Genomic DNA, 25095 nt, shown 5'->3' with positions numbered 1-25095 from the left:
CACCCCCATCCCAACCGGAGTTTTCTATTATGAAATCCCGCCTCGTTGCTATCGCCGCCTGCTGTCTGGTCGCCACCTGGGTCGCCACTCTGGTCACTGCTCAAGACGCCCCCAAACCCGCGGACGCCACAGCGGCCCCCGAGGGCATGATTCGCCACGTGGTGTTCTTTAAGTTCAAAGAAGGGACGACCGAAGCAGACATCGAGAAAGTGGAAAAGGCGTTCGCCGCGCTGCCGGAGAAGATCGAAGAGATCGCCGACTTCGAATGGGGCACCAACAACAGCCCCGAGAAGCACGACAAAGGTTTCACCCATTGCTTCCTGCTCACGTTCGACTCCGCCGCCGACCGCGACGCCTACCTGCCCCACCCAGCCCACAAAGAGTTCGGCACGATCCTGCGTCCCTACCTCGAAGACGTGACGGTGATCGACTACGCGCCGGAAGCGGAGAATAAGTAGGCCGCACATAACGCGTGGCAGTCTTGTCATCCTGAGGGAGCCTCAGCGACCGAAGGATCTCGCGCAAGAGCAACCCCTGCCACTCGCGATGCAGCAGTTGAGATAGTTCTTAGCCACGGATGCACACCGATGAGCACGGATGCTCGTTGAGATTGGTGGTACTTTAGTAGCGCGAAACAACGGTGGGGGCCGGCATGACGGAGAATCCTTACGAACCGCCCCAGACCGAGATGGCGCCTGCGGCAGTCGAACCATTACTCGAATTCGAAGAGCCAGCCCCGCGTCCGATCTTTCGCGTTCTACTGGTGGGGTTTGGTCTTCTGATGATCTCGTCCGTTCCCGATCGCGCCTTCGCAGTGGTTCACTCCGAATGGAGCCTCGAAAGCTGGCGGCAACTTTGTTCGGCGCTCGTAAGCGTTTTGATGGGAACGGTGTGCCTTTACATCGGGATCACCGGCAAGACACCGTCGATCTTGAAACGCTGAGATCGAGATGGCGTTTTCGTAGGCCGGATCAAGCTCCGCGCCGACCCGGCGCTGCACGCGATAGACATCGTATAAGCGTGGCGATTTCTCAGCCACGGATGAGCACCGATTCGCCCGGATGGTTGCTGACCGGAATAATCCTTCTCTATTTTCCGAACTATGCCTGTTGCCCGCCATTCCACGGCGAGATAGGGAGTTCCATCAGCGAGTAGCACCCATCATGGGACAAGAACTACCAACCAGAGGCTGGGCCATCGCTAATGGACTAGGTGCATTCGCCATGCACTTTTTCGCATTCTTCGCGGTGCAAGCCGTGTTTGTGTTCGTCGTGCCCGAGCATTACATGGTGGCTCAGGAGGCGGGGATCGATCTCTATCCCTTTGCAAGGCTATTTGCGAGTATTTCTCAGTTGGTACTGCAGTTCTGGTACCTCCTAGTCATCGGCTTCCTACTCGCGGACGGCCTTGTGGTGACGTGGTTCACGTGGTGGGGATGGTGGAAAGCACTTACCCTGTTAAATTACGCCGTGTTGATGGGAAGCTTGTTCTTGGTACTGCTTGTGAGCGCTTGCATGACGGTCCCTTTACAGCTTCTATGAGCTTTATGTCCCTACAGATCGACTTCGACATCCTCCCTCACCGTAACCACCTAACCAACAACGCCACCCCCACGATAAACAGTATCATCCCGAGGTAATGCCAGAAGCAGCCGTTCGGCTTGCTGGTCCATTCGGGTTTGGGTTCGTGATGGCGAAGCAGGATTGGTGACTTGGGCCGATTGTTCGTGTGCGGAGCACAAGAGGCGTCCGCCACCAAGTTCGAAGACTTGCCAAGTGGATGGACCACTTAGAAACTTCTTGTCGCAAGCGACACCGACAATCGGCCCAACGGCGGTGGCTGAGTGGCCGAGTTTTTGCCGGCCGAAAGTCGGTGCCACCCAACCTCTCCCACTTCATTTGATCCGGTCTCCTTTGGGAAACAGTCATGACTGCTCGATAGGCCGCGATTTCAATCAGCTCTGCCTTTGACATTGAGTCATTCCGTTTCGATGGCGTTCTTGTGCTGTACCTCATGGCCCCACCAAACGCCAAACCATGCATCCGCCACATCTCCGTTCTATTGATGGGTGCAGGCACCCATCCTACGCCCTGCTTGCTGGATGGTGAAAACAGAAAAAAAGACCGCCGACCCGATGGTCGGCGGTCTTCTAAGTTTCGAACTCCTCGCACCCAGCGTTAGCCGGGCATGTGGCTGCTCAAGCCCCCTGCGGCGGGGACGTAGCAGTGGCGGACGTAGTCGACCACCATACGGTGCGAGCTGAATCGCTCGGCCAGAGTGGCGATCGACTCGATCATCATTTGAATCCACTTCGATGGCAGGCCGTCGGCGTCGCGTTCGTAGAACGCCGGGATCACTTCGTCAGCCAGCACGCTGTAGAGATTCTCGGCGTCACGCTCGTCGGTGATGTTGTCGTCGACGTGCTGCGTGCCATTGCCGATGGCGAAACCGTTGCGGCCGTTGTAGGCCTCGGCCCACCAACCGTCGAGGATCGAGCAGTTCAGGCCACCGTTGAGAATAACCTTCATACCGCTGGTGCCCGAGGCCTCGAGCGGACGGCGTGGGTTGTTGAGCCACACATCGACGCCCTGCGTCAGGTGACGCGCGACGTTGATGTCGTAGTCTTCGATGAACACCACACGGCCCGAGAAACGGGGATCCTGGCGGAGCTTGGCGATCTTCTTGATGAAGCTCTTACCACCTTCGTCAGCCGGGTGTGCCTTGCCGCTGAAGAGGAACTGCACGGGGCGTTCCGGGTCGTTGATCAGCTCGGCGATGTCGTCGAGCTTGCGGAGGAACAAGTCGGCCCGCTTATAGGTAGCGAACCGGCGAGCGAAGCCAATGGTGAGCGCACTCGGATCGAGCGCCATGCGAGCCGCTTCCACGGACGATTCGTCTTCGTTGCGACGACGGCACTGGCGGCTGAGTCGACGGCGGACGAACTCCAGCAGTCGGCTCTTCAGGGCGTGGTGCGTTTCCCACAACTCGCCCGGATCGATCTGGTAGACCTTGCTCCACATCTCGGGCTCTTCGAGCCGCAGACGCCAGCTTTGGCCGAGTTGGCGCTCGAACAACTGCTGCATCGGCTGGGCGATCCAGCTTGGGATGTGCACGCCGTTGGTGATGTGGCCAATCGGAATTTCTTCTTCGACACGCCACGGCCACAAATGCGCCCACATGCGACGCGATACGTAGCCATGCAGCGAGCTCACGGCGTTGGCACGACGCGATAGCTTGAGGCCGATGACCGTCATGCAGAACGACTCGTGCTCGTTTTGTGGCTCGACGCGCCCGAGGCCCATCAGTTGCTCGTGCGAGATGCCAATCTGGTCGCGAAGTGGACCGAGATGCTCTTCGATCAGCGCGGCGTCGAAGCGGTCGTGACCCGCGGGAACCGGAGTGTGCGTGGTGAACACGGTGTGCTGTGCCACATCACGCAGGGCATCGTCGAACGACAAGCCATCGCCATGCATCCGCTCACGAATGACTTCGAGCGGTGCGAACGCGCTATGGCCTTCGTTCAGGTGGTAGCAACCGGGTGTGATGCCGAGCGCTCGCAGCGCCTTCACGCCACCGACGCCGAGCACCAGTTCCTGGCGGATACGAGTGCGACGGTCACCGCCGTACAGCCGCGAAGTGAGTTCGCGGTCCTGCGGGCTGTTGCCTTCGACGTCGCAGTCCAGCAGGTACAACCGCACGCGGCCGACCATCATCAACCACACCTTGGCGATGAGCTTGCCCTCGCGGGTGTCGATGGTCACGTGAATCGGCTTGCCATCGGGACCCTTGCAGGCCGACATTGGCAGGTTCTCGACCTTGGTGTCGAGGTACTCTTCCTGCTGGTAGCCTTCGGCGTCCAGATGCTGCTTGAAGTAGCCTTGGTCGTAGAACAAACCAATGGCCACCAGCGGCACGCCCAGTCCGCTCGCGCTCTTGATATGGTCGCCCGACAACACGCCGAGACCACCCGAGTAGATGGGTACCGATTCGTGAATGCCAAACTCGGCCGAGAAATACGCGACCGGCTTCGAGCCCAGCACGCCGGCGTGATGGCCACCCCACGTGTGATGGGTGTCGGCCATGTAATCCTTCAGCCGGCGATGGGCTTGGTTGATTCGGGTGTACATCACCATTTCGCCCGCGCGCTCGGCAACCAGTTCCGGCGTCATCTCGGCCAAGAGGGCGATGGGATTGTGATCGAGTTGCCGCCAGCGGACCGGATCGAGATCGCGGAACAAGCTGACGACCTCGGGGTGCCAGCTCCACCAGAGGTTGCCCGCTAGTGTTTGCAGTTTGTTGTAGAGGGCTTGGGGAGTGATTTCGGTCCAATTCACTCGTTCGAAGGCCGTGGTGGTTCCGTCGTCTACTTGGCTCATGACTTGACTCTTAATTCCTGATCCTAACGATAGCCTGTTCGTATCCGCCTGGCGCGAATCGCCAAATGCATGCAGTCCACTTGCAATGCGGCCCGCCAGGCAAGGCTTGGTGCGTAGACCAACATCGCCCACTCGGGTGCGCACGGTCCACACTAACCGGACGCATTATAGCGATTCGGCAAACTATTGCGACGCTGCGCTAGCATCGAGGTGGCCCGCAGGGAACCTCGTTTACCCAGAATTCGCAAAGCACGCCCTCGAAGAGGGGACGGCTGCTAGCGATGCTGTTGTGAGCGAGGGTTCGTTGTGGAAGTGCAGCTTCATTGTGGGAGGGCTCTCCGAGGCCGAAAAATCGGGCTCGGAGAGCCCTCCCACAATCCAAACGTCCTCCCACAAATCACGCGTGCTTCCCCTACCAGCGACCGCCGCCGCCTCCGCCACCACTTCGGCGTGGACCACCACCGCCATGACCACCGCCGCCACCAGCGGGTTTTGGGCGTGCTTCGTTCACCGTTAGCGTGCGACCATCGAGGTCCACGCCGTTCATGCCTTCGATGGCTTGTAAACCTTCTTCGTGGTTCGCCATCGTCACGAAGGCGAAACCGCGGGGACGACCGGTCTCGCGGTCGTTAATGATGGCAACCTCGTCCACTTGGCCGAACGCAGAAAACTTCTCTTCCAGGCCAGCTTGTGTCGTGTTGTAGGAAAGGTTGCCGACGTAGATCTTCATCTCGAAACTCTCCAAGACGCGGACGTGCAGTGGCCACGACAACCACGAGTCGGTCGGGCTACCGCCGATACAATGGGCATACGCCCCGCCTCAAGTCGACGTCCGCATTCAAGATGCACGCCTGAAGAATCTCTCGAACGCGTCACCGGGCAGCGGGTACGCAGGCGTTAATTTACCAAATCTGTGGAAAACGCCAGAAAAATAGTCCGGGAAATCGGAAGAATTTCAGACCCCCAGAGTGGGGGAAGGACCAATGGGGGAATGACCAATGACCAATGCTAATGACCCCTTGGCTTAAGAAGCCACTGGTCATTGGATATTCGTCATTGGTCATTCATAGCCAGCCCGTCCGCCAGTCCGATCGGCGTCGCCGTCGCCTGCGCCATGTACGGTTTACCGGCGGCGAAGTACAGCACCGTCGGGTGCGCGAGGGCCGTGTGGTGGTAATACCCCACGGGGCCGCGGCCGGCCGACCATCGGGCCAGCCACTCGGCGAGCGCCATGAACGGCATGAAGAACTCCTCGGGAGTCGCCCGGCCGACGATCGTCACCTCGCCATCGGCAAACCGAGTCCGTCCGGCGAGCAGCGTAATGACCTCGGCGGACGAAGTCTCGAGCGCCCGCTCATCGCTCTCGGGAAGCGCGTCAGGCGTCTCGCCGGCAGCGAGTTGCTCAAAGAACTGAGTGACCGACGCGGGGGAATCGTCGGCGAGGGGGAACGATAATAGGTATTGATAGTCGGGCATGGGTGGAAGTATGGACGCCTCGCAAAGCGAGTGCAACGGTCGGCGCTGTATGTTCGTTGCCACTTGGCCTCGCATCGCGATCATCGTAGTTTGGGGGTGACGCCCGCAGAATCTGAGAAGAAGGTTGCACCCGATGTTTTCCGAATCCAACTGGAGCCGCAAGTCAATTGGCGACGTGGACGTGGTGTACCACGACGGGCTCTATCATCTGTTCCACTTGGTGCTGCCGACGCACGACTTCATTGCCCACGCGGTGAGCGACGATGGCGTGAACTGGCGGCGGGTCGACAACGCCATCTTCATTGGCGATCCCGGCAGTTGGGACGACCTGATGCTCTGGACCATGCACGTCACCCCCGATCCGCACCAGCCGGGCCGATGGCGGATGTTCTACACGGGCCTCTCGCGGTGCGACCAAGGCAACATGCAGCGGCTTGGCCTCGCCGTGAGCGACGACCTCTATCGCTGGACCAAGGTGCCGGTGAATTGGCAGGACCGCCGCGGGAAGTCGGACCCACCAGTGATTCAGCAAGCGGTCGCCGATTTGGTGCCGCAAGAATGCACGCGCATCAAGGCGACTCGTGACCCCGCGAGTGGCTATCCACTGGCCCCCGACCCCAAGCACTACGAAGCGTCGTACGACGACGATCGCAATTGGATCAGCTTCCGTGATCCGTTCTACTACCGCGAGAACGGCGAGGGATGGTTGCTGATGGCCGCGCGGACCAATTACGGGCCGCTCGTCCGCCGGGGTTGCATCGGGGCGATGAAGGAAGTTGCTCCCGACAAGTTCGAGGCCCACGAGCCGCTTTACGCGCCGATGCACTACGACGACATCGAGGTGCCAAACTTGCTGAAGGTCGAAGGCGAGTACTACCTAATTGGTTCGATTCGCGAGGACGCCAAGATTCGCTACTGGCACACGCACCGCATTGGCGAGCCGTGGCGGAACTACTCCGACAACGTGCTGCTCCCCACCGGCAACTACGCGGGCCGCATTTGCTACGACGACCAAGGCGTGCTGCTGTGGTGTTTCTACACCGCCAATCTGCACGATCGCACGATGGGCAACTTGATGCCACTGCCCAAGCGTCTGGTGCGGACCGAGTTGGGGCAGCTCAAGGCACGTTCGTACGAAGGACTCGATAAGCACTTGCTTGGGCGCATCGACACGTCGGCCATCAAGACGCTCAAAGAAACGTCGAGCGAGGACTACTGCCAGATTAGTTCTGATGACTTGCACCTGAGCAGCGACGCCGGTTTTCAAGCCTACGTGTTTCGCGAGCCGGCGAGTTGCTTCCGCATGACCGCACGGCTCAGCATGATCGGCGCTGGCAAGTGCGGGCTGCTGTACCGCGTGAACCGCGAGACGCACGACGGCTACTACCTGTCGCTCGACCTGCGAAAAGGGATCGCCCAGCTCCGCGCCTGGGGGACCGGCCCCAATCGGTCGGGCGAGCATATGATGCAGTTCGCCGCCCTGCAGACGGGCAACTACTACGCCGACGACCGCCACAACGTGACGATCGGCCTCAACGTGTTTGGCAGCTACCACGAACTGTCGATCAACGACAACGTAGTCCTGTCGCTGGCCGACCACCGGTACGACGAGGGGGCCTTTGGTTTCTACGTCGAAACCGCCGACCTACACATCCACGACCTGGAAGTCCACCACCTGAGGTCGCCGACCCAGAGTGACGAACACCTGGCGCGAGGGTAGGGGGAATGACGAATGACCAACCTATGCATCGTCCTTCATTGGTCATTGTTAATTCGTCATTGGGCATTTAAGCTCAACTCCGGCCGCTGACGCTTCCGGCTCGCCTTGCAAAGAACCTCCATGCAAACTCTCACCACCTGCACCGCCTGCGGTTGTACTTGCGACGACATTCGCTTGTCGGTCGACAAGAGCGGAACGGTTGTCGAAGCGGTGCACGCGTGTGGGTTAGGTGTGAGCTGGTTTGAAAAGCCTTCGCTCGCCGGACCCGCGGCATTGATCGATGGTAAGCCGGCAACGCTCGACGCGGCCATCGTGGCCGCCGCTAAGTTGCTCCGCGAAGCGAAACTACCGTTGGTAACCGGGCTTCAGTCCGCCACCAACGAAGCCAACCGCGCGGCCGTCGCGCTCGCCGACCAACTGGGCGCGTGCATCGACTGGACTTCGAAGCCAAGCGACGCGGCATCGACCCTCGCCCTGCAGACCGCCGGCGGCGTCACCGCGACGCTCGGCGAAGTTGCCCAGCGATCGGACCTGGTGATTGTGTGGGGAGTCGATCTCGCCACGACGCACCCAAGGCACTTCGAGCGGTACTCGCTCGAACCGACGAGCCCGTGGATCAAAGGCCGCAAGGATCGCAAGCTCATTGTGATCGCCGATCAAAAGTCGGAGACTTCGAAGCTCGCCGACGCCACAATTCTCCTGACCGCTGGTTCCGACTTCGAGGCGCTCACCACGCTTCGCATGCTCCTCGCCGGCATGGCACCGGATGCCGCGAACATCGAACAACAGACGGGCGTCACGCTCACCGAGTGGCAATCGCTCGTCGATACGATGAAGTCCGCCAAATACGGCGCGGTGATCTACGGTGGCAACCTCGCCGCGAGTCGCGAGGCGACGGTTGCGCTAACGCAGCTCATGGCCGACCTCACCGCTCACACGCGATGGGTCGCCGTCCCTGCCGGCAGCGCGGGCAACAAATCCGGTGCGTCGAATGTCCTGACGTGGCAAACCGGCTACCCGCTCGGCGTGAGCTTCGCCGCGGGCTACCCCCAGTACGGCCCCGATGAATGGACCACGGATAAGCTGCTGAGCCGAGGCGAAACCGACGCCGTCCTCGTGGTTGGCGGTGAACTCGACATGCCTTCAACGGTTCCCACGATCGCCCTCGATTGGCAAGATACTCAGGCCATGCAATCCGCCAAGATCGCCATCCCCACCGCCCGCCCCGGCGTCGAATGCGGAGGAACCACCCAGCGAGTCGATGGCATCACGCTTCCGATGCGTGCGGCGCGAGCAACCGATCGCCCGACGATGGAAGAGGTACTGAAGCGAATTGGCCACTGTCTGAAATAAAGAATGGCAGTTCCACCGATGTTGACAAGGTAAAATCTCGTGCTGACAAACGGCTTCAAGTACTTCGACCTCCGATCGATTCGACGGTGTTTCCGTACTAGCCGACAGACCTCTACTCTCAAGGAGAGATGCCACAAGGTGGCACTGGCGAACCTGCCCGCCAAAAAATGGGCTGGATGGAAGTCACCATCGTCGCCGAGAAGCAACGGACAGCCAAAAAGACCCCGTGCCCAACTGCTCATCGCGCGACCTGCGTCGCCATCCAATCCAAAACGTAATCGGCCTTCCACGGCATGAGCAACGTTAGTCCGATGTGGCCCGTGCGGTACTGCCAGCGCTCGGGTCGGCCGAGCGTTTCGTACAACGCTTCGCCTGCCGCGGCGGGGACGATATGGTCGTACTCAGCCTGCACCATCAGCACGGGCGTCTCTCTCAATGCCGCGGCCGAATAGTGCGGGTCCAGTTTCGATTTCTGCAGCACGGCGTCCGCGAACTCGGTCCTCTTTTGTCGGTCCGTGCATGGAAATAGATGAGTGATACAATCACCTTTTTTGTCGATCTCGTACTGCACATCGACAAGTTCGATGTGTTGGCCGAACAAGGGACTGCAGGCAATGATCTCGGCGACGTGCTCGCCCCCGCCAATCACGACGGCGGCATCAACGTCACCGATTCGGGCACCGACGGTGGGAAGGGCGATGGCACCCGCGCTCATCCCGACCAGCACTCGAGGGCCAACCAGCAATTCGGGCGACTGTTGCTCGACGTAAGCGATCAACGCCTCCATGGCATAAGCTCGATCCGCCAAGTGGTCGTCGATTCGCTGGGCCAATCGAGTGGAGCCTCGATCGTCGACGACGATTTGCTCAGGCATTCGGGAGTCCATTCCAATCGAACACGCCAACACGTTCCAGCCTTGGTCGCGAGCTCGTTGTAGCATTCGAGACTCCCCGGCGGACAGGATATCGATACTCCCCAAATAGAGCATCGTGCCTTGGGCGGAGTGCGTCGCCGGCATCACCTGGGCAATGGACATGTTTTGACGCCCAAGCGTCATTTGGAAGTCGGATGAGCCACCACCGACCGATGCCTTACCACGGAACACCATTTCTCCCTGAACGTCGTCGGCGGCCGGCGACGACGCAGTTACCAAGAGATAAGTGTCAACGCCAGACTCGACATCGTTAGCAAGGCTAAGTACGCGGCAGCATCCGTGGATACCCAGGTCGATCGGACCGGGGCCGGTTCGCGCCATCTCGGGAAGAGCCGGCGACTCGCGTGCCGGCCAAACGTTCTTGCTAACGACGGCCGCGGGTTTTGCGGATTTGTACTGAACTGGCAAGTCGACCGAAGCGACGCTCATCACGGCGACGATCGCGGTGAGCAGGCAAAGAAAGCCTGCGACAAGACGACAAGTCCACTGGTACCACCGCGATGTGTAGATGCGCTTTAGCACGAAGTGCACTCGGGGGGTCTTAGGCGAATCGCTGGCAGACTACTTCAACGGAGAGTCCTCCGCAACAGCGGTAAGAGCCTGCCCCGCTAGGCGATGGACTAGCACCGTCGGCTTCGCCGAGATTGACAGACGTCCATGGCCCGAACGGAGTAAAAGTCACCACCGACTTACAAATATCTCCCGACTGAATTAAATATTACTGGCGTTGCAGGATTGAATCGACTATACTGCTCCTACGGCAGAGCGCACCACGCAAGAAGAGGCCCGTTTCGCGAGAAATAGCCTTAATCCGGTGGATGATCGGGAGTGGCGGAACACTCCGAGGCCTGGCAATTTAGCCCCGCTCTGCCGGAATGGGTAGGCATTCTTTTCGGACGGGGTACCAATGATTCGCTTGTGGCTCCTTTCAGCGGTGGCTAGCCTCGTGGCACTCACGCCCATGGCCTGGGGCGTCTCGATTCGCAACATGACGACCGGCGAATTGCTGTTCTACGACAACTTCGAGAACCTGGGGAGCAACGTTAGTCACGTCGACTGGGCTCCCAATGTCACGGCGGATTTTGATCCGGTCGCGTCCGTCGGGAGCTGGCAAATCAATGGCGGAGGGACACCGCAAGGAAGCATTCCTGAGGCCGTGCCGGGCGACATCCAGGTCACCGACTTTCTAACGCCCTCCGTTCCGGCACCGGTACTTGGCAAGAACTACTTGCGCATCGATCGGCAAGACACCAACTCCTCGGCCTTCGCGAACATGACGTCGCCGATGACCACGGCCATCCATCAAGGTCATTTATTGCGGTTTGAAACCTACTTCGCCACCAGCACTCTCAACACGTCGGGGCCCGGGTTCTCACTAGTCAATGCCGACGCCGCTTCGATTACCCTGATGCCGTTCAATCCAAACGGAACGCTGCAGCATCGAGTCAACCGACAAGCCGGTGGCAACACCGTCACCAACACCAACCTCACGCACTCCGACGGAGCGGCTTGGGACCACGTGGTGCTCGACTATGTTATCGGCTCGTCGACTTATCAGTTCTCCTTGAACGGCGTGAAGGCGCAGGTCAATGGCAGCGTCGACTTGGCTTTGGCCTCGGAGAACTTCATTCCTACCGAAATCGTCGCCGTGCGATTCACGGCTGGATCTCGCACCGGATCGGGCGGGACCGCCGTTCAGCAGATGTTCCTCGACGCCGTGCCACCGCCGCTCGATCTCGAAATCAATCGGTCGAGTGGACAGATCAAGCTGATCAATCGCACCGCCGCGCCGGTGAACATCGTCGGCTACGAGCTACTCTCCCCCACGGGTGCCCTCGACGCCCCGCTGTGGACTTCCATCGCCGACAACTACGACGAGAATAGCCACAACGGCTCGAACACCGTCGATCCCGATGACACGTGGGACAAACTGGTTGGCACGTCGAGTCGCACGGAGTTAAGCGAGTTCCAGTTCAGCGCTTCACCAGGCAATGGTGCGACGCTTTTCAATTCACAGCAAGTATCACTGGGCAACGCGTGGATCCAAAATCCGATCGAAGACATTACGGGATCCATCGTCGTCGACAACGGTACTCCCGCAGGGCTGTTTATTCCACTCAACGTCACCTACATCGGTGGAGTGCATAACGTCACCCAGATCATTCCAGGCGACTTAAACTCGGATGGCCTAGTGAACGTGGCCGACCTCGCGGGCGTGTTTGCCTCGCGCTACAACCTGTCGACCGCGGGATTCTCCCCCGCCGAGCAGTACGAGGCGGGAGATTTCAACAAGGATGGCGTAACCAATCGGTTCGACTTCCTGATCTGGAACCAATACTACCGGGCCGCCAATCCCGGCGCGGCGGCACTTCCGCTGAGTGCCATGACTCAGGTCCCCGAACCGGGTACGTTGGGCCTTTTGGCGCTAGTGGCCTTGGCTGCGGCGTGCCGACTACCACGACGACTGCTCGGGCTGCCAGTTGTGTCAGCTTTTATTGCTGCCGCTAGCCTTCTCAATGCCGACGTTTCGCGCGCCGCAGATCTCGTCGCTTGGTGGAACTTGGCCGATGCCGGGGGCACCACCGCCAGCGATACTAGTCCCACGCCACGCGGAGGCGCGGCCAACCATGGCACACTGGTGAACTTCGGCGCGAACCCCGCTTGGAACAGTGGTCTCTCGGGGGCCAGCGACGGCATTACGATGCCGCATGGGCTTCGCTTCGCCGGCGGATTGAATAACACGGGAAGCCCCGCGACCGCTCTCTCGCAGTTTATCAACTTGGACGCTCATGTCGGAGATTTCAGTGGCCTCAGTTCTGGCACGATAAGCGTCTGGTATCGCCGCGACGCGGGTGGTACGCCCGACGACAACTCGCTGCTTGGAGTGGGCGGCCGGAGCGACAACTCTTACTCTCGTCTGCATCTCGAGAACCAAACACAGGCATCGCGGGCCGCCGAGTACGTGAATAACAACCTGGAGTCGGGGGTAAACAAGTCGAGTACGTTTGCGAACGCCGACGATGGCAACTGGCACCACTTGGCTTATACGAGTACCGGTAGCTCGTCCAAGCTTTACCTGGATGGGGTGCTCTACGCCAATAGCGACGCTCCCTTCATGTTCAACCAGCCTTGGACCCGCATGGGGATTGGCATGACGCCTCGCATGGACGACTTTCTGTGGTACTTCGATGGCACCCTCGGCGATGTTCGCATCTACGACGAACCACTCACTCAGGGGCATATGAATTACCTGAGCAACCCCGCGAACTACGGCAACGGCCAGTTGCAGGAAGCTTATCCCCTGACCATCACCGTTAACACCGACACAGGAAACATAACGCTCAAGAACACCACGACGAACGACATTGCCCTGGAGTTCTACGCCATTGAAAGCAGCTCGAACTCCTTGAGCTTCAGCGGCTGGACCAGCCTCGACTTCACCAACTATGGTGGGGCGAATGTATGGACGGCACTCGGCAGAACGAACTCCGAGTTGTCCGAAGGCGCGGCGGGCGACGGCGCCCTCATTCCGGCCGGCGCGAGCATCAGCCTTGGCAATGCCTACAACAAGAACCTGAACTCGCAAGATCTAAGGTTCAGCTTTCAGCTCGCCGGCGCGCCCAGCAGCGCCGTGCCATTTACCAGCGGTGGCGTCTACTACGTGGATGTGCTGCAAGGCGATTTCAATGGCGATGGCATCGTCAATCTTGCTGACTACACCGTGTGGCGAGACAACCTGGGGGCCGCGAACGAAAACGCCCTCAACGGAGCCGGCTCGGGGAACAACGTGGTCGACGCCGCCGACTACGCGCTATGGAAATCGCAATTTGGCGTCGGCGCCGGTGGCTTAGCCAGCGTCACGTCGGGACATAGCGCGGTGCCCGAGCCCGGGACAATTGCGGTGCTCGCGAGCACGATGCTGTTGGCCTCCTTAGCGGGTACGAGATCGCGGACACGCCATCCCTACGTTTGCCAAGTCCGTTTGTAAATCGCCCCCGCGAGTATTCGCCCGCGTCTAAATTCTGAACGGTTTGAGCAAGAGGATTTCTACTCATGTCTTTGGCGACTCGTTTATCCATGTCCTCGACTACGAATCTGCGCCGAAACGCGGTCTACCTACTCGCCGCGTTCGCGGCGGGAGTATTCTCTACGACCGCTGCGCAGGCTCAATCGCGGCCCGAGGCGGGACTGGTCGTCCCGCAACTCACGGCCTTCGACGACATCATGCGGCAAACGATGACCCAGCACGACATTAGTGCCGGTGTCGCCGCCATTATGCGCGATGGCAAGCTGCTTTATCGCCGCGCGTTTGGGTGGGACAATTCCGCCCGCACGGTGCCGATCGACGAAGACGTCACCATGCGGATCGCCAGCATCACCAAGCCGCTCACTGCCGCGACGATTCGCAACCTGATCGCCGATGGCCACATCAGCCTCAACCAAAGAGTCTTCAGTCTCGACGAGCCTGGAAGTGGCATCCTCGATCACTCGCCGTTCGGTAACGACTTCGACCCGCGTCTCAAGGACATCACCGTCAATCATTTGCTCCAGCACCGCGGCGGCTGGAATCGCGACCAGGTTGGCGACTGGACCTACGACGAGCGAGAAATCGCCAGCGACATGAGCCTCCCTAGCCCTCCCGGCCGCGACGCTACGCTGCGGTGGATACTTGGTAACGACGCGGGACTTCAGCACAACCCTGGTTCGACCTACTCCTACTCCAACATCGGCTTCATGGTCCTGGGCATGATCGCCGAAGAAGTCACCGGCAAGCCTCACCTCGAAGTGATGCGTGAAGAAGTGTTCCGCCCCGTTGGTATTCCCGACCACATGATCAAGCAGGGCCGCACCTTTGCGGCCGATCAAGATCCCCGCGAGCCGCACTACGAAGCGGGGATCGGCTTGAGCGTGTTTGGTTCGGGGTTCGTCAGCAATCGCGCTTACGGTGGCTGGGACCACGAAGCCCGCATTGGCCAAGGGGGCATCGTGGCCGACCCCATCGCGATCCTCGAGTACATGCAGCACTACATCATCTCGGGCGGCGACATCGGGTTGCCCGTTCCCACGTCGGGCGGCTCGACCCGATCGCACGGTGGCAGTCTATCTGGCACGAGCACCGTGGCGGTGCAGCGCGCCGATGGAATTGACTACGTCATCTTCTTCAACAAGTCCGATACCGTGGGCACCGCCGACTCCGAGTTCAACAAACTGATCAACGCCGGTACCATCCAGTGGCCCACCACCGACATTCGCACCCTCGAGATCGACGTGCCGGGCGATTTGACGGGCGACGGAGCGGTCGACATCGCCGACATCAACGCCTTCTTGTCCTCCTGGCGATCCGACACGTCTAGCGTCTACATTTCCGACCGCTACTTCCGGGGTGATATGAACTTCGATGGCACCGTCAATTTGAAGGACGCGTGGCTACTTCGGAACGCCCTGCGACAAGCGGGATCAAGCCTCACGTTCGACATCCCCACCTCCATCCCCGAGCCCGCGTCGCTACGGATGGTTGGCCTTGTGCTTGCTGGAATCATCAGTGCCTGCAGAGTCTCACCGCGGCGCTCCAACACTTAAGCGACGCGCTCTATATCGCCTACGAATCCAGCGCACCCATCCGTCGAATTTTGCTTTTAATCGCTCAAGACTCCTTCGCCGCATCGTTAGAGGAGGTTGGCTTGCGGACTTTACAACTCGCAGGCCACCGTCCTCGAGTCGTGCAACAAGGAACCGAGCGATGTGCCAGGCGGAAGAAGCGGATTCGATACCTAACACCCTCGCCCCCCCTGCGCGGTGCTGGGCATGGATCCTCGTGGTTCTGGTGGGGTCGATCCTTCTATCACCGGCACGCGGCCAAGCACTCCCCGAAGCGGGACCGCTGGTGTCCGAGCTCACAGCGTTCGACGACGCGATGCGAACCGTAATGACCGAGCAGAACATCAGCGCCGGCGTGGCGGCGATCATGCGCAATGGCAATCTGATCTACCGCCGGGCGTTTGGATGGGACGACGCCGCTCGCACCGTACCGATCGAAGAGAACGCCACGATGCGCATCGCGAGTGTCACCAAGCCACTCACCGCCGCCACGATTCGCAACCTCATCGCCGACGGCCACATCGGACTGCATCAGCGCGTCTTCAGCCTCGACGAACCAGGAACCGGCATTCTCGATCACACACCATTCGGCAACGACTTCGACCCTCGGCTGAAGGACATTACGGTAAATCATCTTCTCCAGCATCGCGGCGGTTGGGATCGCGAGATGGTGGGCGACTGGACGTACGCCGAACGGACCATCGCCAGCGATATGGGCGTCGCGAGCCCGCCAGGTCGTGAGGCGACACTCAACTGGATTCTTGGCAACGACCAGGGCTTGCAGTTCAGTCCCGGCTCGCGGAGTGCCTACTCCAATATTGGCTACATGGTGCTCGGCTTGATCGCCGAAGAGGTCACTGGACTGCCCCACATCGAAGCAATGCACCAGGAAGTCTTCCGGCCGATGGGGGTCCCCGATCACATGATCCAGCACGGTCGGACGTTCGCCGCCGATCAGGACCCGCGCGAGCCGCACTACATGTCGTCGACCACCTCGACCAACGTCTTCTGGAACTCGGGCAATGGTCAGCCGCAGCTTGTCAGCCGCCCGTACGGCGGCTGGCATCACGAAGCGCGTATTGGTCAGGGTGCCATCGTGGCCGACCCGATTGCGCTCTTGGAGTACATGCAAGTCTACACCATCGCGGGGAGCAACATCGGGGCGCCACGCCCCGGCCCCGGCAATTGGTCGCTCGCCCACACGGGAGGGTTCGAAGGTACCAGCGTCATCGCCATGCAGCGCGGCGACGGCACCGACTACGTCATCATGTTCAACAAGGCTGGCACCGAGGGGGACGCCAGCTCGCTGTTCTCCAGTTTGATCAGCGGCGGCACAATCGACTGGCCGACGCTCGACATCCGCGAGCTGGACATCGACGTGCCGGGCGACCTGACCGGCGATGGAGAGATCACCGCGGCCGACATCGACACCTTCATCGCCAACTGGAGGATGAACACTAGCGACCTCTATATTTCGGACCGCTACCGCGCTGGCGACATGAACTTCGACGGCATCGTCGACCTGGACGACGTCGCCCTGATGCGCGAAGCGATCAAAACCTCGGGCCTTGAATTCAGCTTCGCTCAGTCCGTCCCCGAATTAAGCTCGCTCGTCCTCGCAAGCATGCTCCTAGTTCTCTGCGCCGTCCGCCCTAGCCGCCGACCTACGCGTCGGCGGACATTTTTCGGTGACGGGCTGCTATGATGAGCGGCGAGGTGAGCACTCGCTGGAGGAATCGGCGCGAAGTCGAAGTTGCTCACGACCAAGTTATGTGAGTGGACGATGAGCGACCAGAATCGATTCGAACGCATCCGAGAACTATTTCGAGACTCCCCCGCCGAACGGATTGGGCCACCGATTCGCCAGCGGATGTGGGATCGTGCCCTCGAATCGAGCCTGGATTTTGTGGAACAACACATCGAGCACGCACTCCTGTTTGACGCGCGAAGCCAGTTGCACGCCTATGCGTTGTCAAAACTCCCCAAGGAGGGCCTGATCCTCGAGTTTGGAGTGTTTCGAGGCGATTCGATCAACACCCTGGCCGATGCGCTCGCCTTTTTGGAAGACCCGAGACCTCTCTACGGCTTCGATTCGTTCGAAGGACTCGAGGAAGACTGGGTGGGGCACGAATGCCTAGCCGGAACGTTCGACCTGGGCGGAAAACTGCCGCCGGTGCGAGAGCAAGTGCAACTCATCGCCGGCTGGATTGATAAGACGCTTCCTCCCTTCCTGGCAAAGCACCCAGAGCCCATCGCACTGCTGCATGTCGACACCGACACCTACACGCCTTGCAAGCTGATCCTGTCGTTGCTCCACAATCGCCTGCAGTCGGGCTCGGTTGTCATTTTCGACGAACTACTAGCCTACCCCGGTTGGCAGGTAGGAGAGTACAAAGCCCTGTGCGAGACGATCACCAAGCCCTACAGGTTCATCGCCTTCAGCGGACACCACGCCGCGCTGATCATCGAATAGTCCGTAATAGCCGCCGACCTACGCGTCGGCGGACCAGCCCCCAATTGGCTACTCTGCCTCGACTCAAGGCAGCGTCATATTCCCATTCGCATCGAGTGGCATGAAGGGATTGAACGCCACCTCCCACAGGTGACCGTCCAGATCGGCGTAGTAGCCCGAGTAGCCACCCCAAAACGCTTTGACCGGTTGCTTGACGGCCTTCGCCCCGCAGGCCACCGCGTGGCCGAACGCCGCGTCGACTTCCGCTTCGCTGTTGTAATTCGTGGCGAGCGTAACTCCAGCGAACCCATCTGACTCACTCGCCACCCCCGCGTCCTCGGCGAGCGCCTCGCGGCCATAGAGCGCAAGCACCGCGCTCGTCGAATGCAAGAACGTGACACTCTCGTTCGAAGCACTCGATGCCTGCCAGCCAAGTCGCTCGTAGAACTCGCGAGCCCGGGCAACATCCGCAACGCCTAAGGTGACAAGGTTGATTCGCGCGGCGACGGACATCGGAGGCCTCCTTGCAGTCAGACTAGGGTGAGTTGCAACATTCGTTCACTCGGACGAGCCGCCCCAACGCTTCGTGGTAGGGGCCAACGGCGTGCCACGTTCGAGCATCGACTTGAGGCTCGACATAATAATTGGCCACCCCGTCGCCATCATTTTCCCTTGCTGGCTTTCGGGGTCCACCCCTGCGTGCGTGATGGTTAAGCGGACGATGCCCGACATCATGCCAATGTCGAACGTGACCTGCGAGGCCGGCAAATCGCTGCCGGGGTGCGTCCAGGTGAGCACGAGCTTCTTCGGCGGATCGCTTTCGAGGACTTGGCCTTCGACAGCGACCTTCGTGGCATCGTCGCAGTCGCGGTGCTGCCACGGCGAGCCAACCTTCCAGTCCGAGACGTTCGACTGGCAGCCCCAGTAGAGCTTGGTGATCTCGCCATCGGTGATCGCTTGCCAAACTTTCTCGGGCGTGCTGTCGATGTAGGTCACGTAAACGAAGGCAGGTTTTTCCACGGCGAACTCCAGTTAGCTCTTGCAATTGATACGTTGCGAAATCGCTTACATCCCTTCGGGCCACTTGGTGGTCTCCACCAGTGGCTCGCCCGTTTCGAGCAGGCTCTTGAGGCTCGCCAAAAGGTGAGGCCAGCCTTGGCTTACGGCGTCGACCAGTTTCGATTCGGGAACGTCGATCTCGTGCGTTACCGTGAGCTTGACCGACGATTCCAGGGGCTCGATCTCGTACTTCAGCGTGCTGGCCCCTTCGGCCGCCATCTCCGGTTTGAACTCGTTCTTCCACGAGAGCACCAGCTTCTCGTGCGGTACGATTTCCAGAATCTTGCCGCTGTCCCCCACACGGCCGTCGGGGATCATCAACTTCCATTCCGAGCCAACCTGCCAGTCGCACTCTTGCCAGCACTCGCACCAGAACTTTCGCGTGAACTCGGGCTCGGTGAGCGCCTGCCACAGTTTCTCGGGCGTCGTGCGGATGTAGGTGACGTAGACGAACTTCGATTGGCTCATGACTCTTCTTGCTCCAACTGTTCCTTCAAATCGTTCAGCAGCCGCACGCGCCCCGCTTCGAACTTGTGCACCCACCGCCGCGCGATCTGGTCGATCGGCACCGGGTTCAGGTAGTGCAATTTCTCGCGGCCGTGCCACACGGTGACCACGAGGTTTACTTGCTCCAGAACTCCGAGGTGCTTGGTGATGGCCTGCCGCGTTGTGGCAAGACCTTGGCACAACTGCCCCAGCGTCTGGCCGTTCTCCGCGTGCAGCCGATCGAGCAGTTCGCGACGCGTGGCGTCGGCGAGCGCCTTGAACACCAGATCGAAGTCGGCCGGTGGTTTACTCATCGCTCGATTATGCAACCCTTTAGTTGCATGTCAATTCCTCCCCGTACCTGTCGGTTCCCAACCCCAATCGCTAAGCTAACAGCCTACAACCCATTGCTTAAAGCCAACTTCCAGGAGCCCCCCGCCATGTCCGAAATCCATATCTCAACCGATGCCCGTGGCGACCGCATGCACGCGTCCAGCGGGTCGAAGTGGGAGCCGCTGATGGGTTATAGCCGGGCGGTACGGGCAGGCAACATGATCGCGGTCACCGGCTCGGTCGGCGTCAACGCCGATGGCACCTACGCTCCCACCGTCGGCGAGCAAGCCGCGCGGGCGCTCGCCATCATCGAGGCCGCTATCAAGTCGCTTGGCGGCAAGATGGAGAACGTCATCCGCACCCGCATGTACGTCACCGACGTTTCGCAGTGGGAAGAAGTCGCCAAGGTGCACGGCAAAGTCTTCGCCGACATCCGTCCCGCGACGACCATCGTCGAAGTCACCCGACTGATCGATGGCGAAGCAAAGATCGAGATCGAAGCCGACGCCGTGATCGATTGAGCTCTTCGGTCCCCTCCCCCACACAAATTCGCGCTAGTAGCGGTCACCCTGTGAGAATACCTCTCTCGCGAATTCGTGCGGGGGAGGGTTAGGGTGGGGGCTGAGTTTGCTCGTATGCGCAGCCTTTCTTCATTTCCCCAAAAGCAGCTCCAAATCCCCCATAGCCCATGGCGGAAGCCTTGGGTTTTAGCGTCCACGCAGTACCCACCCACGCCCCCCGACAGGGGCTGGCCTGGAAGCTTCACCCCCTGCCCCACCTGCGGCAAACTGCGGCTTCGCGGCCCCCCCGGCGCTGCATTTTTTCACATTTTTTAGCGGAATCTTCTGACACGATTCTGCAGGTTTTAGGACAATACTAATTGGACGGCTCTGGCTGTCCTGCGTCCCGGACCGCATGGACCTCGCCGTCGGAAACGGAGAGGTTGCCTCGGGGATCGCGCTTGTGTGTTCTTCTCTAAGCCCCGATCGATCTCTTCCGCCATGCGACAGCCGAAACTCCGCCGCCCGAGCACGCCCAAGCATCAGCCTCGGATCGGATTCGAAACGCTCGAACCACGCCACCTGCTCGCGGTGGTCATCAACGAGATCCACTACGACCCTAACGTCGCTACCGAGCAAGTCGAGTTCATCGAACTGTACAACTCGGGGGCATCGGCCGTCGACCTCTCGAACTGGATCCTCGACGAAGCGGTTGACTACACGTTTCCAGTAGGTTCGTCGATCGCGGCGGGTGGCTATTTGGTCGTCACGCAGAACGCCAGCGACTTCGCCACAAAGTATGGGTTCGCTGCCTTCGGTCAGTGGCAAGACGGCGACCGGCTGAGCAACGATGGCGAGTCGATCGAACTTTTCGACGCCTCGGGCACGCTGGTCGACATCGTCAGCTATCGCCCTGGCTTCCCGTGGCCCACCACCGGCGACTACGGTAGCTCGCTCGAACTCATTCACCCCGATCTCGACAACGACCTTGCCGGCAGTTGGCGCTCGTCGGGGCTATCGTCGACACCAAACGGTGGGCAAGACCTCGTCGCCTCGGGGGAATCGTGGCGATATCGCAAGGGCATTGTGACCAATCCTCCCACTAACCCCGGGACCCCCGCCTTCGACTGGCGATCGAGCGGCTTCGTCGAAGCCAACGATTCTGTCGCGTGGCAAAGCGGGGTGGCGACCATCGGCTACGGCGATGGCGACGACGTCACCGTGCTCGCCGACATGCAGAACAACTACTCGACGGTCTACCTCCGCAAGTCGTTCAACATCGAAGGCGCGGTGCCGAACCATCTCGAACTCCGCATTTACCTCGACGACGGTGCGATCGTTACCATCAACGGCGTCGAGGTTTCGCGGCATTACATGGGCACCGGGAGTGCCAACTACAACAGCTTGTCGCAGACCGATCACGAGGCCGAGTGGGAAACGGTGCTGCTGACCAACGCCTCGAGCTACTTGGTGCAGGGCGTCAACACCATTGCGGTCCATCTGCTCAACAGCAACCTCGCCAGCAGCGACCTGTCGTTCAACCTGCAGCTATCGGTACCTGACGACACCATCAGCCAACCGACGCCGGGCGCCGTCAACACGGTGTACTCCACGAACGCCGCCCCGCAACTGCGTCAATTGAATCAGTCGATCGCGCAGCCTCAGTCGGGCGAGGACGTGGTCGTCTCGATCAAAGCAACCGATCCCAATGGAGTGGCGGGTGTGACGCTGGCCTACCAGATCGTACTCCCCGGCAACTACATCCGCATCACCGACGCGGCGTACGAAACCAACTGGACGACGCTGGTCATGCGCGACGATGGCCTCGCTGGCGACGCCGTGGCGGGGGACGATGTGTACTCCGTGACGCTCCCTGGTTCGCTGCAGAACCACCGCAGCATGGTCCGCTATCGCATCACGGCAACCGACACCCTCGGTGCATCGGTCCAGGGTCCCTACGCCGACGACCCGCAGCCGAACTTCGCTTACTTCGTCTACGACGGCGTGCCCGACTACTCCGCCTCGCTGCGTCCCGGTCAGGTTTCGAACGTCGTTTACAGCGGCGACAAGCTGGACGACATCGCCACTTATCACCTAATCGCCAACCCCACGGACGTGCAAAACAGCCAGTACAACGGCCAGTACAACGAGGTACTGTTCCGTGGCACGCTGGTCTACAACGGCGTCGTGTACGATCACGTTGAGTTCCGCAATCGCGGCCAAGCATCGACCTACCAAGTCGGCAAGAACAAGTGGAAGATCGAGTTCCTCACCGGTCACCACTTCCAGGCTTACGACAACTACGGCAAGCCTTACAACGAACTGTGGGACGAAATCAACATCCTACCCGGCACCAATCCTTGGTGGCGGAACGACGTGTCGACCGAAGGAACCGTGCTGTTCGAACCCGCAGCGTTCAAGTTGTTCGAACTGGCCGGCGCGCCGTCACCCAGAACCAACTACTTTAATTTTCGGGTGATCGACGGGGCGTCGGAGACCGGCGCCAATCAATTCGCCGGCGACTTCTGGGGGCTCTACATCGGTATCGAGCAGCCCGATGGTAGCTTCCTCGACGAGCGTGGCCTCGACGACGGCAATATCTACAACATGCACAGCGGCGTCTGGGGTGCCACCACCCAGCGGCATCAGGGCCCCAACTCGCCCACCGATCGCTCGGACCTCACCGCGTTCGTCAATGGCACCGACGGTGGGTTCGAATCGCTCCAGTGGTGGCAAGAGAATCTTAACTGGGATGTTTACTTCGCGTGGAACATCGTCAACCACCTCGTGAACAACTCCGACATCCGTCCGAACGAGAACGTCAACTACTACCGCAACGAAGTCACCGGCCAGTGGTACGTCATTCCTTGGGATCTGGACCTGACGTTTGAAGATGCTCCGCATCACGGCCAGCCCGTCACCACCCGCGAGAACATCCGCTCGCTGCTGAGCCAGCATCCTTCCGCGCGGCTAGCCTACAACAATCGCCTGCGTGAAATCACCGACCTACTTCTCAACAGTGGCGACGCGGCGCAAGTCATTGCCGAGCTCGCGGGTGTCCTTACGCTCGGCACTGGCGACCTTTCGATCGTCAACGCCAATCAGGCGATGTGGGACTATCACCCGCAGAAGAATAAGAAGGGCATCTGGTACGAGAACTTCAACCCCGCGCTCTTGAGCCAGAAGTCGTTCGCTGGGCTCGTCGACTACATGCAGGACTTCGTCGGCCCTGGCGGCTACGGTTATAACCTCGTGCAGGGCCAGGGCAACGACACCGGTGTTCCTACCAAACCCACCATCAGCTACACCGGTACGGCGGAGTTCCCGGTCGACGAGCTCGCCTTCGAGACCTCCACGTTCAGCGATCCCCAAGGCCCAGGCACGTTCGCCGCGATGGAGTGGCGCATCGCCGAGGTGTATAACGCGGGCGTCGCCAACTACGTGGCCAGCACGCCGTACATTTACGAGATCGAGGGAACTTGGGAGTCCGGTACGCTGAGCTCCTTCGACAGCCAGCTCGATGTCCCCAGCACCGCGCTCGAAGCCGGCAAGACCTACCGCGCCCGCGTTCGCATGCAGGACGCGTCGGGCAACTGGAGCCACTGGTCCGACCCCATCGAGTTGCTCGCCGCGCCTCCGAGCGAGCAACCGACGCTCGCCATCACCGAGCTCAACTACAACCCCGCCAGCGCTGGCCCGATCGCCGGTGCCGATCTTGAGTTCATCGAGATCTGGAACTATGGCGACAACGACCTCGATCTCTCGGGCTATCAGATCGCCGACTTTGCAAACACGCCTTACGTGTTCGCTAGCGGAACCATCCTCGCCGCCGGCCAGTTCATCGTCATCGCCCGCTCGCCGGAAATCTTCCAGTCGCACTATGGCACGAGCATCAACCTGGCAGCCAACGGCTACTTCGACGCCAACTTCAGCAACGGTGGCGAGACCGTCACGCTCCGCACCCCCAGTGGGCTAATTCTTCAGTCGCTCACCTACAGCGATGGCGACGGCTGGCCAACCGCGGCCGACGGGGGCGGGCCATCACTTGAGATCATCGACCCGCTGGGCGATCTCAACGACCCCGCCAACTGGCGCACCAGCGCGACCGTTGGCGGCACGCCCGGCAAGTCGGGCATCGCGGTGCCCCAACTCGCAGGCGATTACGACAATAGCGGCACCGTCGACGCTGCCGACTACACGGTGTGGAAGCAGTACTTCGGCGCGTCGCTCCTCACGCTCGGCGCCGGTCCCGATGGCAATGGCGATGGCCTCGTGAACCTCGCCGACTACACCATTTGGCGCGACAACCTCGGTGCCACGCTGCCGCCACCGGTCGCCGTCGTGGTAAGTCCACCAGCGGAAGAAGATACCGCGAACGACGAAGCCCTCGCCACACTCGAAGACGAATCCACAGCGATCCCCAGCCCCGCCTCGCGGGCGTGGATGCCTCTCGCCTCGCCATCGACCGATGCGAGCGAAGTCGACACCGCGAGCAACTCCACCTCCGCCAGCAGCTCTGCCATCGACGCAGCGCTTTTACTGTTGCTCGACGGCGAATCGATCATGAAATCCGATGAACCACTCGATTGGTTCGCCTTGGAGAGCGAACAGGAAGAGTCGGAGCTACAAGTAACCCTCGACACCGCTCTAGCGATCTAACCGCGCGTAGGCCGCATCAAGCTCCGCGCCGCGTGCGGCAATTCCCGCGCGGGCTGTTGTTGCGACGCTACCCTCCCGGCAAAGCGTTAAATGCCGGGTCGGCGCTCCGCTTGATCCGGCCTACCTGCCTTTTTCCCACTTGCTTCCAT

At 60.5% G+C, this 25095-nt stretch carries 19 protein-coding genes; 11 read left to right on the top strand and 8 right to left on the bottom strand.

Annotated features, from left to right (window positions below):
- Window positions 1-29 precede the first annotated feature (29 nt).
- The 3 genes from SH292x_RS03305 (at window position 30) to SH292x_RS03295 (ending at window position 1541) form a co-directional block, all read left to right on the top strand.
- The gene (locus SH292x_RS03305; protein WP_442484160.1) at window positions 30-458 is read left to right on the top strand and encodes a Dabb family protein; all 429 of its coding nucleotides are present in this window, start codon (window positions 30-32) and stop codon (window positions 456-458) included.
- 194 nt (window positions 459-652) lie between these two features.
- Window positions 653-943: a hypothetical protein gene (locus tag SH292x_RS03300; protein ID WP_442484159.1), complete on the top strand. Its 291-nt coding sequence runs from the start codon at window positions 653-655 to the stop codon at window positions 941-943.
- Between the two features lie 280 nt (window positions 944-1223).
- Entirely contained in the window at window positions 1224-1541 is a 318-nt protein-coding gene (locus tag SH292x_RS03295; RefSeq protein WP_442484158.1) for a hypothetical protein, read from the top strand.
- Between the two features lie 636 nt (window positions 1542-2177).
- On the opposite strand, the gene glgP is transcribed toward SH292x_RS03295, so the two are convergent.
- From glgP to SH292x_RS03280, 3 genes are all read right to left on the bottom strand, one after another.
- Entirely contained in the window at window positions 2178-4376 is a 2199-nt protein-coding gene (glgP, locus tag SH292x_RS03290; RefSeq protein WP_442484157.1) for an alpha-glucan family phosphorylase, read from the bottom strand.
- 412 nt (window positions 4377-4788) lie between these two features.
- A complete protein-coding gene (locus SH292x_RS03285; protein ID WP_442484156.1) occupies window positions 4789-5106 on the bottom strand; it encodes an RNA recognition motif domain-containing protein in 318 nt (105 codons plus the stop codon).
- Between the two features lie 323 nt (window positions 5107-5429).
- Window positions 5430-5852, bottom strand: a complete 423-nt coding sequence (locus SH292x_RS03280; protein WP_442484155.1) for a hypothetical protein — start codon at window positions 5850-5852, stop codon at window positions 5430-5432.
- 133 nt (window positions 5853-5985) lie between these two features.
- Between SH292x_RS03280 and SH292x_RS03275 the strand changes: the two genes are divergently transcribed.
- Both SH292x_RS03275 and SH292x_RS03270 read left to right on the top strand, forming a co-directional pair.
- Window positions 5986-7572, top strand: a complete 1587-nt coding sequence (locus tag SH292x_RS03275) for a glycosyl hydrolase (RefSeq protein ID WP_442484154.1) — start codon at window positions 5986-5988, stop codon at window positions 7570-7572.
- 120 nt (window positions 7573-7692) lie between these two features.
- Window positions 7693-8925, top strand: a complete 1233-nt coding sequence (locus tag SH292x_RS03270; RefSeq protein ID WP_442484153.1) for a formylmethanofuran dehydrogenase subunit B — start codon at window positions 7693-7695, stop codon at window positions 8923-8925.
- Window positions 8926-9163: 238 nt separating this feature from the next.
- Here SH292x_RS03270 and SH292x_RS03265 read toward each other — a convergent pair whose 3' ends face one another.
- Window positions 9164-10381: a hypothetical protein gene (locus SH292x_RS03265; protein WP_442484152.1), complete on the bottom strand. Its 1218-nt coding sequence runs from the start codon at window positions 10379-10381 to the stop codon at window positions 9164-9166.
- 385 nt (window positions 10382-10766) lie between these two features.
- Between SH292x_RS03265 and SH292x_RS03260 the strand changes: the two genes are divergently transcribed.
- From SH292x_RS03260 to SH292x_RS03245, 4 genes are all read left to right on the top strand, one after another.
- Complete coding sequence (locus SH292x_RS03260) at window positions 10767-13847, top strand: LamG-like jellyroll fold domain-containing protein (protein ID WP_442484151.1); 3081 nt, start codon at window positions 10767-10769, stop codon at window positions 13845-13847.
- Window positions 13848-13936: 89 nt separating this feature from the next.
- Window positions 13937-15439: a serine hydrolase gene (locus SH292x_RS03255; RefSeq protein WP_442484150.1), complete on the top strand. Its 1503-nt coding sequence runs from the start codon at window positions 13937-13939 to the stop codon at window positions 15437-15439.
- A 160-nt stretch (window positions 15440-15599) separates the two neighbouring features.
- Window positions 15600-17162, top strand: coding sequence for a serine hydrolase (locus tag SH292x_RS03250; protein WP_442484149.1), 1563 nt, complete (start codon window positions 15600-15602; stop codon window positions 17160-17162).
- Between the two features lie 78 nt (window positions 17163-17240).
- Window positions 17241-17930, top strand: coding sequence for a class I SAM-dependent methyltransferase (locus SH292x_RS03245; RefSeq protein WP_442484148.1), 690 nt, complete (start codon window positions 17241-17243; stop codon window positions 17928-17930).
- A gap of 63 nt (window positions 17931-17993) precedes the next feature.
- On the opposite strand, the gene SH292x_RS03240 is transcribed toward SH292x_RS03245, so the two are convergent.
- From SH292x_RS03240 to SH292x_RS03225, 4 genes are read right to left on the bottom strand one after another with little or no spacing between them, the layout of a single operon-like run.
- On the bottom strand, window positions 17994-18422 hold the full coding sequence (locus SH292x_RS03240) for a VOC family protein (RefSeq protein ID WP_442484147.1): 429 nt from the start codon (window positions 18420-18422) through the stop codon (window positions 17994-17996).
- Between the two features lie 45 nt (window positions 18423-18467).
- On the bottom strand, window positions 18468-18929 hold the full coding sequence (locus SH292x_RS03235) for an SRPBCC family protein (RefSeq protein WP_442484146.1): 462 nt from the start codon (window positions 18927-18929) through the stop codon (window positions 18468-18470).
- 45 nt (window positions 18930-18974) lie between these two features.
- A complete protein-coding gene (locus tag SH292x_RS03230) occupies window positions 18975-19436 on the bottom strand; it encodes an SRPBCC family protein (protein WP_442484145.1) in 462 nt (153 codons plus the stop codon).
- Window positions 19433-19768, bottom strand: a complete 336-nt coding sequence (locus SH292x_RS03225) for an ArsR/SmtB family transcription factor (protein ID WP_442484144.1) — start codon at window positions 19766-19768, stop codon at window positions 19433-19435. Before SH292x_RS03225 ends, SH292x_RS03230 begins: the two co-directional genes overlap by 4 nt.
- A gap of 126 nt (window positions 19769-19894) precedes the next feature.
- Between SH292x_RS03225 and SH292x_RS03220 the strand changes: the two genes are divergently transcribed.
- Window positions 19895-20308, top strand: coding sequence for a RidA family protein (locus SH292x_RS03220; RefSeq protein WP_442484143.1), 414 nt, complete (start codon window positions 19895-19897; stop codon window positions 20306-20308).
- Window positions 20309-20788: 480 nt separating this feature from the next.
- Window positions 20789-24946: a lamin tail domain-containing protein gene (locus SH292x_RS03215; protein WP_442484142.1), complete on the top strand. Its 4158-nt coding sequence runs from the start codon at window positions 20789-20791 to the stop codon at window positions 24944-24946.
- The last annotated feature ends 149 nt before the right edge of the window (window positions 24947-25095 follow it).

This window comes from Aeoliella fuhlenseeensis (assembly GCF_052161615.1).
Classification (GTDB): domain Bacteria; phylum Planctomycetota; class Planctomycetia; order Pirellulales; family Lacipirellulaceae; genus Aeoliella.
This window is presented reverse-complemented; position numbering and strand designations above follow the sequence as displayed.

Coding starts and splice junctions, on each gene's coding strand:
- SH292x_RS03305 (WP_442484160.1), top strand. CDS start 30: ATGAAATCCCGCCTCGTTGCTATCGCCGCCTGCTGTCTGGTCGCCACC.
- SH292x_RS03300 (WP_442484159.1), top strand. CDS start 653: ATGACGGAGAATCCTTACGAACCGCCCCAGACCGAGATGGCGCCTGCG.
- SH292x_RS03295 (WP_442484158.1), top strand. CDS start 1,224: ATGCACTTTTTCGCATTCTTCGCGGTGCAAGCCGTGTTTGTGTTCGTC.
- glgP (WP_442484157.1), bottom strand. CDS start 4,376: ATGAGCCAAGTAGACGACGGAACCACCACGGCCTTCGAACGAGTGAAT.
- SH292x_RS03285 (WP_442484156.1), bottom strand. CDS start 5,106: ATGAAGATCTACGTCGGCAACCTTTCCTACAACACGACACAAGCTGGC.
- SH292x_RS03280 (WP_442484155.1), bottom strand. CDS start 5,852: ATGCCCGACTATCAATACCTATTATCGTTCCCCCTCGCCGACGATTCC.
- SH292x_RS03275 (WP_442484154.1), top strand. CDS start 5,986: ATGTTTTCCGAATCCAACTGGAGCCGCAAGTCAATTGGCGACGTGGAC.
- SH292x_RS03270 (WP_442484153.1), top strand. CDS start 7,693: ATGCAAACTCTCACCACCTGCACCGCCTGCGGTTGTACTTGCGACGAC.
- SH292x_RS03260 (WP_442484151.1), top strand. CDS start 10,767: ATGATTCGCTTGTGGCTCCTTTCAGCGGTGGCTAGCCTCGTGGCACTC.
- SH292x_RS03255 (WP_442484150.1), top strand. CDS start 13,937: ATGTCCTCGACTACGAATCTGCGCCGAAACGCGGTCTACCTACTCGCC.
- SH292x_RS03250 (WP_442484149.1), top strand. CDS start 15,600: ATGTGCCAGGCGGAAGAAGCGGATTCGATACCTAACACCCTCGCCCCC.
- SH292x_RS03245 (WP_442484148.1), top strand. CDS start 17,241: ATGAGCGACCAGAATCGATTCGAACGCATCCGAGAACTATTTCGAGAC.
- SH292x_RS03240 (WP_442484147.1), bottom strand. CDS start 18,422: ATGTCCGTCGCCGCGCGAATCAACCTTGTCACCTTAGGCGTTGCGGAT.
- SH292x_RS03230 (WP_442484145.1), bottom strand. CDS start 19,436: ATGAGCCAATCGAAGTTCGTCTACGTCACCTACATCCGCACGACGCCC.
- SH292x_RS03225 (WP_442484144.1), bottom strand. CDS start 19,768: ATGAGTAAACCACCGGCCGACTTCGATCTGGTGTTCAAGGCGCTCGCC.
- SH292x_RS03220 (WP_442484143.1), top strand. CDS start 19,895: ATGTCCGAAATCCATATCTCAACCGATGCCCGTGGCGACCGCATGCAC.
- SH292x_RS03215 (WP_442484142.1), top strand. CDS start 20,789: ATGCGACAGCCGAAACTCCGCCGCCCGAGCACGCCCAAGCATCAGCCT.